This window comes from Streptococcus sanguinis (assembly GCF_050234405.1).
Lineage (GTDB): Bacteria > Bacillota > Bacilli > Lactobacillales > Streptococcaceae > Streptococcus > Streptococcus sanguinis_W.
Map to the genome: position 1 here is coordinate 1995902 of NZ_CP092117.1, position 15829 is coordinate 2011730.

The 15829-nt window shown below is 45.1% G+C and carries 15 protein-coding genes; 6 read left to right on the forward strand and 9 right to left on the reverse strand.

Annotated features, from left to right (window positions below; all coding sequences use genetic code 11):
- Positions 1 to 47: 47 nt before the first annotated feature.
- A complete protein-coding gene (locus MFP28_RS09695) occupies positions 48 to 1487 on the reverse strand; it encodes a 6-phospho-beta-glucosidase (protein WP_002907263.1) in 1440 nt (479 codons plus the stop codon).
- Positions 1488 to 1715: 228 nt separating this feature from the next.
- Positions 1716 to 2864, reverse strand: a complete 1149-nt coding sequence (locus MFP28_RS09700; protein WP_223331368.1) for a DUF3592 domain-containing protein — start codon at positions 2862 to 2864, stop codon at positions 1716 to 1718.
- Between the two features lie 332 nt (positions 2865 to 3196).
- On the opposite strand from MFP28_RS09700, the gene MFP28_RS09705 reads away from it, so the two are divergent.
- From MFP28_RS09705 to MFP28_RS09720, 4 genes are all read left to right on the forward strand, one after another.
- The gene (locus MFP28_RS09705; RefSeq protein ID WP_032916081.1) at positions 3197 to 3877 is read left to right on the forward strand and encodes an amino acid ABC transporter permease; all 681 of its coding nucleotides are present in this window, start codon (positions 3197 to 3199) and stop codon (positions 3875 to 3877) included.
- On the forward strand, positions 3837 to 4514 hold the full coding sequence (locus MFP28_RS09710; protein WP_002907266.1) for an amino acid ABC transporter permease: 678 nt from the start codon (positions 3837 to 3839) through the stop codon (positions 4512 to 4514). The genes MFP28_RS09705 and MFP28_RS09710 overlap by 41 nt, the downstream gene beginning before the upstream one ends.
- A gap of 8 nt (positions 4515 to 4522) precedes the next feature.
- Positions 4523 to 5272: an amino acid ABC transporter ATP-binding protein gene (locus tag MFP28_RS09715; protein WP_002907267.1), complete on the forward strand. Its 750-nt coding sequence runs from the start codon at positions 4523 to 4525 to the stop codon at positions 5270 to 5272.
- An 88-nt stretch (positions 5273 to 5360) separates the two neighbouring features.
- Complete coding sequence (locus tag MFP28_RS09720) at positions 5361 to 6236, forward strand: cysteine ABC transporter substrate-binding protein (protein ID WP_002907268.1); 876 nt, start codon at positions 5361 to 5363, stop codon at positions 6234 to 6236.
- Between the two features lie 135 nt (positions 6237 to 6371).
- Here the strand turns inward: MFP28_RS09720 and MFP28_RS09725 are convergent, their stop codons facing one another.
- The 7 genes from MFP28_RS09725 to MFP28_RS09755 all read right to left on the reverse strand — a co-directional run bounded on the left by MFP28_RS09725 (position 6372) and on the right by MFP28_RS09755 (position 13555).
- Entirely contained in the window at positions 6372 to 6719 is a 348-nt protein-coding gene (locus MFP28_RS09725; protein ID WP_002907269.1) for a VOC family protein, read from the reverse strand.
- 110 nt (positions 6720 to 6829) lie between these two features.
- On the reverse strand, positions 6830 to 8605 hold the full coding sequence (gene spxB / locus MFP28_RS09730) for a pyruvate oxidase (protein WP_002907270.1): 1776 nt from the start codon (positions 8603 to 8605) through the stop codon (positions 6830 to 6832).
- Positions 8606 to 8903: 298 nt separating this feature from the next.
- On the reverse strand, positions 8904 to 11126 hold the full coding sequence (locus MFP28_RS09735; RefSeq protein ID WP_032916084.1) for a heavy metal translocating P-type ATPase: 2223 nt from the start codon (positions 11124 to 11126) through the stop codon (positions 8904 to 8906).
- Between the two features lie 10 nt (positions 11127 to 11136).
- Positions 11137 to 11508 (reverse strand): cupredoxin domain-containing protein, encoded by a 372-nt coding sequence (locus tag MFP28_RS09740; RefSeq protein ID WP_002901455.1) that lies wholly within the window; start codon positions 11506 to 11508, stop codon positions 11137 to 11139.
- 18 nt (positions 11509 to 11526) lie between these two features.
- Complete coding sequence (locus MFP28_RS09745; RefSeq protein ID WP_002901456.1) at positions 11527 to 11922, reverse strand: CopY/TcrY family copper transport repressor; 396 nt, start codon at positions 11920 to 11922, stop codon at positions 11527 to 11529.
- 143 nt (positions 11923 to 12065) lie between these two features.
- Positions 12066 to 12698 carry an SGNH/GDSL hydrolase family protein gene (locus MFP28_RS09750; RefSeq protein WP_002907272.1) on the reverse strand — a complete coding sequence of 211 codons (633 nt, stop codon included), beginning with the start codon at positions 12696 to 12698 and terminating at the stop codon, positions 12066 to 12068.
- A complete protein-coding gene (locus MFP28_RS09755; protein WP_002907273.1) occupies positions 12698 to 13555 on the reverse strand; it encodes a Cof-type HAD-IIB family hydrolase in 858 nt (285 codons plus the stop codon). Before MFP28_RS09755 ends, MFP28_RS09750 begins: the two co-directional genes overlap by 1 nt.
- 184 nt (positions 13556 to 13739) lie before the next feature.
- Here MFP28_RS09755 and MFP28_RS09760 point away from each other — a divergent pair, with 184 nt between their 5' ends.
- Positions 13740 to 14381: a GntR family transcriptional regulator gene (locus MFP28_RS09760; protein WP_002907274.1), complete on the forward strand. Its 642-nt coding sequence runs from the start codon at positions 13740 to 13742 to the stop codon at positions 14379 to 14381.
- A gap of 248 nt (positions 14382 to 14629) precedes the next feature.
- The gene (locus MFP28_RS09765) at positions 14630 to 15820 is read left to right on the forward strand and encodes a quaternary amine ABC transporter ATP-binding protein (RefSeq protein ID WP_002907276.1); all 1191 of its coding nucleotides are present in this window, start codon (positions 14630 to 14632) and stop codon (positions 15818 to 15820) included.
- Positions 15821 to 15829 lie beyond the last annotated feature (9 nt).

Below are 15829 nucleotides of genomic sequence, written 5' to 3' on the forward strand. Positions count from 1 at the left end.
AAATACATACTTAAAAAAGGCTGAGACATTCATATCTCAGCCTTAGTTTATTTCACAGATGCTCCGTTAGTCGCGATAACTTCCTTGTACCAGTCAAAGGATTTTTTCTTGGAGCGCTTGAGTGTTCCTTTACCTTCATTGTCCCGGTCCACGTAGATAAATCCATAGCGCTTCTTCATCTCGCCAGTGCCGGCTGATACTAGATCAATACAGCCCCAGGTTGTGTAGCCCCACAGAACCACGCCGTCTTCGTTGATGGCTTCCCTCATAGACTTGACATGGGCCGCCAGATAGTCAATGCGGTAGTCATCAGCTACATAGCCATTTTCATCCGGACTATCCACTGCACCCAGGCCATTCTCCACGATAAACATGGGCTTTTGATAACGATCCCAAATGGTATTAAGCGTAATGCGCAAGCCCAGAGGATCGATCTGCCAGCCCCACTCAGAAGCTTCCAAATAAGGGTTCTTGAGAGAAGCAAAGATATTGCCCTCGGTCAGCTCATTAACCTTAGGATCGCCCGAAGCCACCCGACTAGCATAGTAAGAGAAGGAAATGAAGTCCACCGTATGCTCCTTGAGCAGCTGCAGGTCCTCTTCTGTCATTTCGACACTGATGCCCTCGCGCTCCCAAGCTTTCTTGGCGTAGTTGGGATATTCACCACGCGCTTGTACGTCGATGAAGAAATAGTTTTTCCTGTCTTCCTCCATACCAGCCCATACATCGCGTGGATGGCAGGTGTTAGGATAATTTTGCCCTGCCGCCAACATACAGCCAACCTTGTTTTCCGGGTCAATCTCATGAGCTAGCTTGGTAGCAATGGCTGACGCGACCAGCTCATGATGGGCTGCTTTGTACTTGACCTGCTCCTCATTTTCGCCTTCTTCAAAGCAGAGCCCAGCCCCCATAAATGGTGCATGGAGGATCATATTAATCTCATTAAAGGTCAGCCAGTACTTGACCAAGCCCTTGTAGCGGGTAAAGAGAGTGCGGCAGAGACGCTCGTAAAATTCAAGCATGCGATGATTTCGCCAACCACCATATTGCTCAATCAAGTGCATGGGGCAGTCAAAGTGAGTAATGGTCACTAAAGGCTCAATGCCGTACTTGTGGCATTCCTTAAAGAGGTCTTCGTAAAATTTCAAGCCAGCTTCATTGGGCTCCAGCTCATCCCCCTTAGGGAAAATCCGGCTCCAAGCAATGGACAGACGATAGGTCTTAAACCCCATTTCACCAAAGAGAGCAATGTCCTCCTTGAAGCGATGGTACATATCAATAGCTTCCTTGGCTGGGTAGAAATAGCCTTCCTCAAAGTCAAACATCTTTTTCTTACCCGTAATGATGGCCAAACGGTCCTCACCAATCGGCACCACATCTACATTAGCCAACCCACGACCATCTGCATCATAAGCTCCCTCACACTGGTTGGCAGCTGTCGCTCCGCCCCACAAGAAACCATCAGGAAAAGTCAGTTTTTCAGTCATCTTTTTGCCTCCTTGTAAATCAAGTGTTTTCTTATATTATAATAAACAATCAGCAAATAAACTTCTAGCATCCTACGGAAAACTGGTACTATTCCAAGCCCCACGGTGTCTGTAAGGTTCGGCATTCCCGATATTCTTCAACTCATGTGGAGGCACCTCAAAGCAGTTCAAGACAGTAGGACAGCCAGTTGCTGGTCAATGATGAGGGAGCTGGCATTAGGAGGAGAATCAACTAATCTGTATTTTATTTGTAATAGCATAGATATCATTGTCATCTATCAGGAACTGGCTATCATCATGAGGATCCACATAGACTGGTATAGGTCTAGGATTCTGGCTGTAAGAGATAAAATGATGTTCTCTTAAGGGCAGGCAAATGCTGGTTTGATAGGGCACTTGGTTAATATCAAATTCAAGCCAAATCTCATGCAACTGATTATACTCTCTAAACTGTTCAGCGGGGATAACATCGATAATATAGCCGTCATAGACAGGCCCTAGTCTTCTGGCTTGAGCGAGTCTAGCCTTCTTTATCCAAGCAGCAATAATTAGAGAGAGAATCTTGCCGACTAGCAATAGACTAAAGCCAGGCAAGAAGACTATATAAAAGAAATGACGGTTTTCACTAGAAGCACTCTGATAGGGATACTCAGGATTATAGGCAATAGGGATTTGACTGTGAATTTTGGGTTGTGTAAATCTACCGAGAACAGAATGGCCTTCATAAGTTACGCCGTCTACTTGATATTGGTAGATGCTATTATAAAGACTTAATCCTCTTCCTCCTCTACTTCCTCCGGTTTCATACACATCATAGTCAATGACTTGAGCGGATGTAGTTTTCCAACCATAAAATACGGCTTTGAATTGCCCTGTTGCAGTGATACAGATATAAGTGAGGGCTATCATAATCAGGCTTAGGTAGACTAAAGATACAATGGGATTCTCTTTACGAACTGTTCCCTCAACAATACTAATCCTTTTTGCAGCCTTAGGTTGCGACTTTGGCTCCTGTAGAGGATTAAAGGCCTGATAGAGGGAGCCGGCAGCAAATGCCATAAATAATAAGAATCCCAGCAATGGCATGAGTACAAGGATAGGGATGGGGATGTCATTCTTATATTGGCTCTGCTCAGGCGAATTGGGATTATAGAGAATGCTAATGGTTTCCCCAGACTTAGGCACCTCATATTGATAGATGTCTGAAATCCCCTGGTAGGTTTGGCCATCAACAATGTAGTGATAAATAGGGTAGTAAGCGGGCGTAGAGCGATTTTCCGGACTGGTCGTAAAATCGCTCACCTCAGCCGTTATGGTCTTCCACCCCTGAAATCGACTCTTATACCAATTAGTGGACGAGACATCTTTCAGCATCATGAACAGAAACGACAGCCCCACGAAACAGCTGAATAAAGCAAAGAGTAGTTTGTATAATTTGTTTGAAATAGTATTGTCTTTTGTCATATTATCCTATTATACCATAGGTCAGGGATTTTTAGCCTTTTTATACTCATCCAAAATCAAAGCGCAATTTTTTATAACCACCTTGGTTTAATCGAGCTCACAACTGAAATAACAAATTCCCAATCTGGCATTTCTCTTCAAACCAGTGATAGATTTTCCTTATCAGTGCGATAAAAAATACATATTACTAAAGGTCTGTTATCTATGCTACACTAGGAACATCAAGTGTTTAAGGAGTGAGAGCCGTGAACTGGGACGTCGTCAGTGATTACTATCCCCTCTATCAAGAGGCCTTTCTTTTAACCATGTTCATCGCCTTTTGGGGGATTTTGGGGTCGATTGCTGTTGGATTTTTAGTCAGTCTGATTCGCTTTTACAAGATCCCAGTTTTGAAGCCGCTAGCAACCGCCTATATCGAGTTTTCCCGCAATACGCCGCTGTTGTTGCAGCTTTTCTTTCTTTTCTTCGGCCTGCCTCGTGTTGGAATCGTTCTATCCTCTGAGGCTTGTGCGACGATTGGGCTAATCTTTCTGGGCGGTTCCTATATGGCTGAGTCTTTCCGAAGCGGCCTTGAAGCAGTCAGCCGGACGCAGAGGGAGGTCGGACTCTCTATCGGCCTACGACCAGTACAAGTCTTCTACTATGTCATCCTGCCTCAAGCTGCAGCTATTGCCCTGCCTTCCTTTAGTGCCAATGTCATCTTTTTAATCAAGGAAACCTCAGTATTTTCAGCTGTTGCCTTGGCAGACCTAATGTTTGTTGCTAAGGACTTGATTGGCCTTTACTACGAGACAGATACGGCTCTGCTCATGTTGGTCATCGCTTATCTGATTATTTTGTTGCCAATCTCACTTGGCTTTAGCTGGATAGAAAGGAGGCTGCGGCGTGCAAGATTTGGGCATTCAGGTTCTCTTTCAGGGGAATAATTTCTTACGTATCTTACAGGGGCTGGGCGTTACCATTGGCGTTTCCATCCTCTCGGTCATCATCTCCCTTATCTTAGGAACTTTTTTTGGCATCATCATGACCTCGCACTCAAAAGTCGTGCGCTTTCTGTCCAGAGCCTATCTAGAGTTTATCCGCGTCATGCCCCAGCTGGTTCTGCTCTTTTTGGTTTACTTTGGCTTAGCCAGAAACTTCGACATCAATATCTCTGGTGAGCTTTCAGCCATCATCGTCTTCTCTCTTTGGGGAACTGCGGAGATGGGTGACTTGGTACGGGGTGCCATTACTTCCCTGCCCAAGCATCAGTTTGAGAGTGGTCAGGCACTGGGACTGTCGCAGCGCCAGCTCTATGTCTACATTATCATCCCACAGGTACTGCGACGGCTTTTGCCGCAGGCGATTAACCTAATCACGCGGATGATTAAGACAACCTCACTCATCGTCCTTATCGGAGTCATTGAGGTTGTCAAGGTCGGCCAGCAGATCATTGACAGCAATCGTCTGTCTATCCCTTCTGCTGCTTTTTGGATTTATGGCTGCATTCTGCTGCTTTACTTCGCAGTCTGCTTCCCTATTTCCAAGCTGTCCTCTTATTTGGAAACCATCTGGAAGGAGTAACGGACACCATGTCGGAAATCATTTTAGAATTACGGGACATTCGCAAGTCTTTCGGCAGCAATGCCATCCTTAAAGGTCTGTCTCTTTCTGTCCAAAAAGGAGAGGTCGTGGTCATTCTAGGATCATCTGGCTGCGGCAAGTCGACCCTGCTTCGCTGTATCAACGGCCTTGAAAGCATCCAATCTGGCGATATTTTGCTAGACGGCCAATCCATCCTCAGTCAGAAAAAGGACTTCCATCTCGTTCGTCAGAAGATCGGCATGGTCTTTCAAAGCTATGAGCTCTTCCCCCATCTGGATGTCCTGCAAAATCTGATTCTTGGCCCCATAAAGGCTCAAGGGCGCAAGAAGGACGAGGTCATCAAGGAAGCTGAAAGCCTGCTGGAGCGGGTCGGCCTGGCGGATAAAAAGCACAGTTTTGCTCGCCAACTGTCTGGCGGCCAAAAGCAGCGGGTGGCGATCGTCCGTTCGCTCCTCATGCACCCAGAAATCATCCTTTTTGATGAAGTAACAGCTTCGCTAGATCCCGAAATGGTCCGTGAAGTGCTAGAGCTCATTAATGACCTGGCTGAGGAAGGCCGGACCATGTTGATTGTGACCCACGAAATGCAGTTCGCCCGAGCCATTGCAGATCGGATCATCTTCATGGACCAAGGTGGTATCCTCGAGGAAAATACCGCCCAGCAGTTCTTCAGCCAACCCAAAACCCAGCGAGCCCAGGAATTTCTCAATGTCTTTGACTTCAGCCATCTAGGCTGACAGTGATGCCTACCCCACCTCTGATGTGGCTGCTCTTTGGTAGCTCTGTGTTTTCTTCGCATTTCCATATCTTATAAAGGAGTCTCTTATGAAATTATCTAAAACAATCTTTGCTTTAACAACCCTTACTCTGGCTTTCTTCCTTGTCGCTTGTGGCAATTCCAGCAAGAAAGATGCTGGTAACAAAGACGCAGCTTCCAGCAAAACAGTCAAGGCCCGCAGTCTGGAGGAAATTAAAAAGAGCGGTAAGCTCCGCATTGCGGTTTTCAGCGATAAGAAACCGTTCGGTTATGTAGATAACAAGGGCAAATATCAAGGCTATGACATTTATCTGGGCGACCAGCTAGCCAAAGATTTGGGTGTTAAGCCAGAGTATGTGCCTGTAGATGCTGCCAACCGGGCTGAATACTTAATCTCCAACAAGGTCGATATTACCCTAGCCAACTTCACTGTCACAGATGAGCGAAAAAAACAAGTTGACTTCGCCCTGCCCTATATGAAAGTATCTCTCGGAGTCGTATCACCAAAAGGCTCAGTTATCACCAAGCCTGAGCAGTTGGAAGGCAAGACCCTAATCATCACCAAGGGAACCACGGCTGAAACCTACTTTGAAAAGAACTATCCGAATATCAAGCTGCAAAAGTATGATCAGTACAGCGATGCTTACCAAGCCCTGCTGGACGGCCGCGGCGATGCCTTTTCTACAGACAATACTGAAGTCCTAGCTTGGGCGCTGGAAAACAAAGGCTTTGAAGTCGGCATCACTTCGCTAGGTGATCCAGATACCATTGCCCCAGCTGTGCAGAAAGGCAATACCGAGCTACTCAACTACATTAACGACGAAATCAAGAAACTCGGCAAAGAAAACTTCTTCCACAAGGCCTATGAAGAAACTCTCCACCCAACATACGGCGAAGCTGCTAAGGCTGACGACCTAGTTGTTGAAGGCGGGGAAGTTAAATAAACCTGCTGATATAGAGCAAGAAGTTGACAAAAACTTAATTTCTATCCGAAATATAATAATAGTTCACATAAAAACGCATAAAATCAACACTTTTGTAATCAGTTGATTTTATGCGTTTTTTCTATTTTAACAGACCTATTTCATTCGATAAAAATCAATCACTAGACCAGCAGGGCCTTTAACTAGCAGCGATTCCGTTCCCCAATCAGTTACAGCTGGGCCGTGTAAAATCTCAGCACCAAGCTCTTTCAACCGCTGGTAATTCTGGTCTACATCCTCAATCTCGATATGAAGAATGATTCCTGTCTGGAAATTTTCCAAAGGAATCAAATGATTTTGGGACAACATGAGACAATGACTGCCAATCGTGAACTGAGCAAAACCATCATCAACATAATCGGCTTTTTTATCAAAAATACGCTCCAAGTCAGCACAGACTTGGGGAACATCTGAAACGATAATATCTAATTGATTTAAATTCATTTACTATTCTCCATAAAAAGACCGGATTGCTCCGATCTTTTCAAGTTCCACTCTAAGAAAATCAAAGAATAAAGTCTACAAAGTTTACACTTGATTTTCGACGAGAGGAATTATTTGATTGCGCGTGATTGCAACCCTTCTTCTTCCAAGAAGAGGCGGAATGGTACGAGTTCTTCTGCTTCGTATTTTTCCTTGAAGGCTTTGATTGCTTCTTCTGAGTGAAGTTTTGGATCCAATTCAAGTACTTCTACTGGAAGTGGACGATGTTGAGAGATGCGAGCATCGATAACAATAGTTTTACCTTCTTTATTGAGTTTCACAGCTTCTGCAACAACTGCATCGATGTCTTCGATACGGTCAACTGTAAATCCTACAGCACCTTGCGCTTCAGCGATTTTCGCATAGTCAGCATTAGGGAAGTCACAACCAAACAAGTGTTTGTTTGTGTCTTCGTATTTGTCCTTGATGAAGGCATATTTACCATTTGAGAAGACAAGGTTGATAACTGGAAGGTCGTATTGAACGTTTGTGATAACGTCTGGGTAGCACATGTTGAATGCACCGTCACCCATGATGTTCCATACTTGGCGATCTGGATTGTCTTTCTTAGCAGCGATACCACCAGGAAGGGCAATACCCATTGTCGCAAAGAGTGGAGATGTACGCCACATGTTCTTAGGTGTCATGTGAAGGTGACGAGTAGATGTTTGAGTAGTGTCACCTACGTCGATTGAGTAGATAGCGTCTTGATCAGCATGTTTGTTGATTGCATTGTAAACTTGATACAATTGCAATTCACCCTCAGTTTTACCTTCGAGTTTGTTCATGTAATCGCGCCAGTTTTGGTTATTCTTAACGTTTGCACGCCACCATGGAGTAGACTCAACTGGGTTCACTTTGTCAAGGATTGCTTTCGCTGCTTGACCTGCATCACCAAGGATAGAAGCGTCAAGGGCATGGCGTTTACCAAGTTTGTAAGGGTCGATATCCACTTGGATGAATTTTTCAGTATTCTTGAAAGCTTCGTACACTTCAGCAAATGGGAAGTTAGATCCAAGGAAAAGAACGGTGTCTGCTTCGAAGACCACCTCGTTGGCTGGTTTCCAACCAACACGGTAAGCAGAACCTGTCAAGCCTTCATAGTTCCACTCGAAAGCTTCAAAGTTTTTACCAGTTGTGATGATTGGTGCTTTAATTTTACGTGATAATTCAGTGATTACTTCACCAGCTTTAACACCACCAAATCCAGCATAGATCACTGGGCGCTCAGCCTTGTTCAAGATTTCAACAGCTTTGTCGATTTCAGTTTCGTTCAAAGCAGGAGCGATGAATGAACGCTCGTAAGAACCTGAACCGTAGTATGAGTTTTCGTCGATTTCTTGGAAACCGAAGTTTACTGGAATTTCAACAACAGCTGGACCTTTTTTAGAAACAGCAGCACGACAAGCTTCGTCAATCACTTTTGGCAATTGCTCAGCATAAGCTACACGTTTGTTGTAAACAGCAATACCGTTGTACATTGGGTTTTGGTTAAGCTCTTGGAAGGCATCCATATTGAGTTCGTTGACTGGACGTGATCCAAGAATAGCAAGGAATGGAGTGTTATCCATAGCTGCATCGTAAACACCGTTAATCAAGTGAGTCGCACCTGGGCCACCTGAACCAACTGCAACCCCGATTGAGCCTCCGAATTTAGCTTGCATCACCGCTGCAAGAGCACCAGTTTCTTCGTGTCGAACTTGCAAGAAACGGATATCTTTGTCTTCAGCCAAAGCATCCATGAGTGAGCTGAGTGTTCCTGATGGGATACCGTAGATGGTATCTACACCCCATGTTTTCAATACGTTGAGCATTGCTGCAGATGCAGTAATTTTTCCTTGAGTCATAAGAATAACTCTCCTTCAATAAATTAAATTTTCAGTTATTGAAAACATTTCCATTTGTGAATGAAAACGCTTCAAGAAACTTTACTATATCAATTTACCATGTTTTTTCTCACTTGTATAAGAATATGCTCAGAGATGCTCAATCCCTATTACATGACAGATGTTCTTTTTGAGAAAATTTCACAAACTTATAGTAGAATAGGATATTTTATTATAATTTGCATGCACCTCTAAGACTTGTAGCTGTAGGAAATCGAACAAAAAGCGATACAAAATTCTGTATCACTTTTTATTTCATTTAATCAATTTTCTCAACATTGAGAAGCAGCGAGCTAGTCAAAACAGACAAAGAACTAAGGGCCATAGCAAGACCTGCTAGTTCTGGATTGAGGGTCAATCCCAGTCCTACAAAGACTCCAGCAGCAATTGGAAGCCCAAGGATATTGTAGATAGAGGCCCAGAAGAGATTGAGTAAGATCCTGCGGAAGGTCTTTTGACTCATGTCAAAGGCGCGCACAACGCCAAGTAAATCATTTTGCGTGAGCACGATGCCACCGGACTCGATCGCAATATCCGTTCCAGATCCCATAGCGATCCCCACATCCGCGATCGAGAGAGCTGGAGCATCATTGATCCCATCTCCAACAAAGGCGACCTTGCTAGCTTCTTGCAGTTTTTGGATGGCGCTAGCTTTTTCTTGAGGAAGGACATCAGCAATGACGGTGTCAATTCCCACTTGCTTAGCAATAGCTTGGGCCACCCGTTCATTATCCCCCGTTAACATGACCGTTTTCAAGCCCCGTTCTTTGAGCTTTTTGATCGCTTCTTTTGAGCTGGCCTTCGGAGCATCTTGAATGGCAATCAAGCCAATCACTTGCCCATCCACAGACAAACTAATCACTGTTTTGGCCTGCTCTTGCAACTCTACCATCCGTTTTTCAAGCTCCGGATCCATCGCTGTCCCGTCATGAAGTTTGCCATTTCCCAAGGTCACCAACTGCTGGTCGATCTGACCTTGGACCCCTTTTCCTTCAATCGCTTGGAAGTTTTCCACAGGGAATAACACCAAACCTTTTTCTTCTGCTTGGGATAACACCGCTTGGGCTAGTGGATGTTCTGAAAAAGTTTCAAGACTAGCAGCCAGTGTCAAGACACGCGCTTCATCTCCTACAACATCGGTTACAAGTGGTTGGCCAATGGTAATAGTCCCTGTCTTATCAAACACAACGGTTTGAATCTTTTGCACTTCTTGAAGAACCGTTCCATTTTTAATCAGAACCCCCATCTTGGCACTACGGCCGGTTCCGACCATCAGGGCTGTTGGGGTTGCTAAACCAAGGGCACAAGGACAGGCAATAATGAGGACAGAGACTGCATAGAGCATGGCCTCTTGAAGCGACGCGCCCAGAAGCACGGACCAAACCCAGAAAGTCGCAATGGCCAAAATCGTCACCACTGGAACAAAGATACCTGAAATCTTATCCGTCAAATCTTGAATAGGAGCACGACTGGATTGGGCCATTTTGACAAAGTCCACAATTTGAGATAAGAGGGTCTCACTACCGACTTTTTCAGCCTTAAAGAGAATGGTCCCATTGCTGTTGATAGTGGAGCCGATAACTGCATCACCAACTGATTTTTCCACAGGCAAGCTTTCACCTGTCACCATTGACTCATCAATGGTCGTACTTCCTTCTACAATCGTCCCATCAACCGCAATCTTTTCCCCAGGACGGACCCGAATCAAGTCATCAATTTGGATATCTTCTGCCGCCACCTCGACATAGTTCCCATCACGGAGAACTTGAGCCGTTTTTGCCTGCAAATCCAACAACTTTTCCACAGCCTCGGAGGCATTGTTACGCATCCGTTCTTCAAAGATTTGCCCTAAGAGGATAAAGAAGATGATAAAACCCGCAGCCTCAAAGTATACTGGCTGACCAGTAAAAAGGGCAAATACACTATAGACATAGGCTACCAGGGTTCCAAGAGCTACCAAGGTATCCATATTGGAATGGTGCTTCTTAAATGAGGCCCAGGCACTCTTGATAAAAGGAACTCCTGCTACCAACATGATCGGCGTTGTCGCTAGAAAAGTCCCCCAGCGACTGACTGTATGGGATACAAATCCTGCCATCATCCCGATCATCAAGATCAATAAAGGAAGGGTAAAGATACTAGTAAACCAAAAGCGATCCCGTAAACTTAAGACACGACGGCGTTTTTCCACAACCGTGTAGGAACCCTTTTGCATCTTCATTCCACATGAAAACTCGAAGTCCCCTGTTTCTGTCGGGGTAAAGGATATCACCTTATCCACACCGACTTCCAAAGGCTCTAAAATCCCCTGATCTTCAAACCAAATTTCCTTGTAACAGCCGGAAGGATTGACCCGATGGAAGGTGATTTCAGCAGGGATCCCTTTTTGAAGTTGAAATTCTTTGGGACTATAGCCCTTTTCTGCTGTAATACGGATCTTTTGCACTCCGTTTTCCACAACTGCTTTTTGTTTTTCTACCATACCTACTCCTTTATTCCACAATCATGTGACCATGCATCATGTTCATTCCACATGAATACCCATATTCGCCCGCTTTTTCTGGCGTAATTTCAATGACATGTTTTTCACCTAAAGGCAAATCTTCATGAACGCCAAAATCTGGAAAGATCACTTGAGCCAGACATGAAGATGGATCCTTGCGATTAAAGATGATCCGGGCTGGAACATTCTTTTTCAGGACAATGGTTTCAGGCGAATAGCCCCCCATAACTTCGACTTCAATTTCTTGATAACCTGATTTCTGACGAGCGTGGCCGCTTACCTTTTCATGCTCTGCAAAGAACCACCAAGCAATAAAAGCAACCACAAGTAAACAAACAATACTAATCAACAATCCAAACATGGAATTTCCTTCTTTCTATTACATACAATTGCAAGGGACTGTTTCGACAGCCTCTGCTTTCTTTTCTTCCAGGACCTGCTGCAGCTGATTAAGATCTGCAAGCGTAAAGTCACTCGCCTGAATCAAGTTTTCAAGCACCTGGACAATCCTTTTGGAGCAAACCTTGTCTTTCACATCCTCAACGACCAAGTCTAAACTCTGGTCCTGCTTCAACAAAGCCGAGTAAACAAAGGCTTTGCCTGATTTTTCTCTAGTCAAACATCCTTTCTCCACCAAGCGGGTCAAGAGAGTCTTGACCGTCGACTTCGACCAGTCAAAGCGCTCGGACAAGACGGCAATCAAATCCGTGCTGGTCTGCTTGCCTTCCATCCAGATAATCTTCATGATGCGCCATTCCGCATTGGAAATTTGCATGACCTCTCCTTTCTAAATCTACATTTGTAAATCTTATAATCCTATTTTACCCCTAAGATTTACATTTGTCAACCAAAAGTTTTAAAAAAATCTTCCTTTGAAGATTTGTCTGGTTGGGCTTTTTTCGCTCCCTATTTTTATCTCTATAACGTCTCCTGCAAAGCCTTGGACAGGGCTGCATAGCCAGAAATGGTCAGATGGAGGCCGTCAGTTGTGTAGTCTGGGCGCAGCTGACCTTCCTCGTCCAGAAAAGCAGCGTAGAGATTGATAAACTGGACGTTTGTGTAGGCGCTGGCCAGCTGGCGATAGGCCTGATTGAGTGCCTGAATCTTTTCATTGCTGCGGACATAGACCGTGCTCTTGTAGGCTGGAGCTTCATTGACAGGCAGGACCGACAGCAATTGGATCTGAGCCAGAGGATAGTCACGAGAAATCTCCTGAATAACGGCTTCTAAATTAGCTAGCGTTTCTGTCTGAGGCATCTCCTTGCCAATGTCATTGGTACCTATCAGGATAAAGACCTTATCCAGAGCCTGCCCAAAAAGATGGGCATCTAGATTGTCTAAAAGCAAATCAGTCTTATAGCCCCGAATGCCACGGTTGACCAGTCTTTTATCCGTCTGCAGGAGCTCATAGAGAGGATAGTATTCCACAATGGAGTCTCCGATAAAGATGATGTCTGGCTCCTTGACGGAGAGTTGATTGAGTTCTCTGTAGTTTTGCTGCAATTTTGCCTGCTCCTTGAGAAGCCATTCTTCTAATAATTGTACTGCCATTATTCTTTTTCCTCTTCTAAGTATTGCTCAATCACCTGTAGAACACCGGCTTCTGTATTGGCCGGTGCTAGGTAATCTGCTACCTTTTTGACCCGCTCATCCCCATTCTCCATAGCGTAAGAAATACCAGCTAATTCAAGCATTTCTATATCATTTTCACTATCGCCAAAAGCCATGATTTCCGAGCTTTGAATCTGCCACTTAGCCATCAGTTGCTGCAAGCCCCATGCCTTGTGCATCCCATCTTGGAGGATGTCAATGGCTCCATAACCACTAGCAACCGCGCTCAATCGGCCTGCAAAATGCTGATTAATCAGACGAGCATGCTCTGCTGCTGCAGCCTCTTCTACCATCATACTCATTTTTAAGACCTTGTCAAAGGGATAATCCTGAAGGCTTGGCACAAAGTTCATCCGCTTGTGAAAAAGCTGAGCCATTTCCTTGGTCATAACCTTTTCAATCAAGGGAAACTCTGTCCCCTCTTGGACAAAGCCGCCTCTTTCGGAGGTCACAACCAGCTGAAGCTCCCTTTCACGCCCAGCAAAGTAATCCAGCGCATCCCTAATCAATCCAGGTTCCCAGAAGCTGCTCATGCTTAGCTGGTTCTTTTCAAAAATCCGCGCTCCGTTGGCGACTACCAAGGTCATTCGTTCTACCAAATCTCCCAATAGCAGTCGCATCCGTGGAATTTCATTACCAGTAGCCACCACAAAGCGAATGTCTCTCTTCTCCAGCTCCTCTAAAATAGTAGCCAGACGCGGCAAATCCAGCTGGCCCTGTCCGTCTAGCAAGGTTCCATCCATGTCTGTCGCTATCATCTTTACAGTCATCTTTTTATCCATTCCTATCTTTATCATCTGGTTTTTACTGTTCCTTTTCCAGAAGACCTCTAACTTTTAGACATATTATACTACTTAAAAAAGTAAAAAGAAAGGCGAGAAGAGGCGAATAAGACAGTCGATTTTACGAAGGACACTTTTCAATCTTCCAGTTTTATATTATAATCATAGCTATATTCCTGTCGTAAAATTGGAGGTCCTCATGAGCAAAAAAGAAGTCGCATTCCCACGCTACCAGCAGATTGCCGTCGCCATTGCCGAGCGAATCGTTGACGGCAAATATCCCATCGGAAGCAAGATCTATGCCCGCTCTACCCTAGCCAGCAACTTCAATGTCTCACCTGAGACAGCCCGCAAGGCTATTAATGTGCTGGTAGATCTGGAAATCATGGAAGTCCGCCACGGCAGTGGAGCCTTCATTTCTTCCAAGGAAAAAGCCCAGCAGTTCCTTGAGACCTATAAAGATGTCAACTCTCTGCAGGACCTCAAAAGCAAGCTCCACCAGAGCATCCAGCGCCAAGAGGAAGAATTTGCCAACTTTTCCCAGCTACTCAATCAGCTTCTCAGTCGTACCAAGGATGTCCAGCAGCGCTTCCCTTTCAATCCCTACGAGCTCCAACTCTCAGCAGACGCCCTCAACCTAGGAAAATCTATCAATGAGCTCAATATCTGGCACTCGACTGGCGCTACCATTGTCGCAGTCCAGCAGGGCGACCAACTCCTAATCTCGCCTGGTCCTTATACTAAACTGGAAGCCGGCAATACTATCTACTTTGTTGGCAACGAATTATCGGTTGGTTTGATGCATAATTTATTTTTTAATGAAATTGAAACAAACAAGTGAAACAGCACTTGTTTTTTCTTTGTCAAAAAAACAGAATAGACAGGCAAATCCGCTGTCTGACAAGGTTTTTATGACTTTCAGAAATATTCCAGAAAATCACCCTCCCTTTTTTATAATAGCCGAAAAATGCCGGTCTGACGGTCTTTTGGGTTTGACAAAGTGACCACACGGTGTTATACTGTGATGGTCTTTTAAGTGACAACTCTATAAAATAAACATGTAGTCACTTATGCAAAAGGAGAAATAAGTTGAATAAACTAAAAGTAAAACATTTGACTAAAATTTTCGGGAAAAGGCAAAAGCAGGCACTGGAAATGGTGCAGCAAGCCAAAAGCAAAACGGAAATCTTAGAAAAAACCGGTGCTACTGTCGGAGTTTACGATGTAAACTTTGAAGTTCAGACCGGAGAAATTTTTGTCATCATGGGACTGTCCGGTAGTGGGAAGTCTACCCTTATCCGCCTGCTCAACCGATTGATTGACCCGACATCAGGCGACATTTACATCGACGGCCAAGATGTGGCCAAGATGAACGAAGAGGAGCTGCGTGACGTTCGCCGCCACAAGCTCAATATGGTCTTCCAGAACTTCGGACTCTTCCCGCATCGGACTATTCTAGAAAATACTGAGTTTGGTCTGGAAGTCCGAGGTGTTGATAAGGAGGAGCGCACGCGCCTAGCTGAACAAGCTCTGGACAATGCCGGTCTCCTGTCCTTCAAGGACCAATACCCCGATCAGCTCTCCGGTGGGATGCAGCAGCGGGTCGGCCTAGCTCGAGCTTTGGCCAACAATCCTGATATTCTGCTCATGGACGAAGCCTTCTCAGCTTTAGATCCCCTCATCCGCCGAGAAATGCAGGATGAGTTACTGGATCTGCAGGCAGAGCATGAGCGTACCATTATCTTTATCACCCACGATCTCAATGAGGCCCTGCGTATCGGTGACCGCATTGCCATCATGGCTGACGGTCAGATTATGCAGATTGGCACGGGTGAGGAAATCCTGACCAATCCAGCCAACGACTTCGTTCGAGAGTTCGTTGAAGATGTGGACCGCTCCAAGGTCTTGACTGCCCAGAATATCATGACAACGCCACTGACCACCAACATTGACATCGACGGACCAACTGTTGCTCTCAATCGCATGAAAAAAGAAGAGGTCAGTATGCTGCTGGCTGTGGATAGGAAGCGGCAGCTCAAGGGCAGTCTAACTGCCGAAGCCGCCCGCGATGCCCGCAAGCAGCATCAAGCACTGGCTGAAGTGATTGATAAGAACGTACGCAAGGTTACTCAGGAAACCCTGATTACTGATATTTTCCCGCTGATTTACGATTCACCAGCGCCTCTGGCCGTTGTAGATGATAAGGACAAGTTAGTCGGCGTTATTATCAAAGGTCGAGTCATCGAAGCCTTGGCCAATACTACTGAATCTGAAGAATAAGGGAGGTTC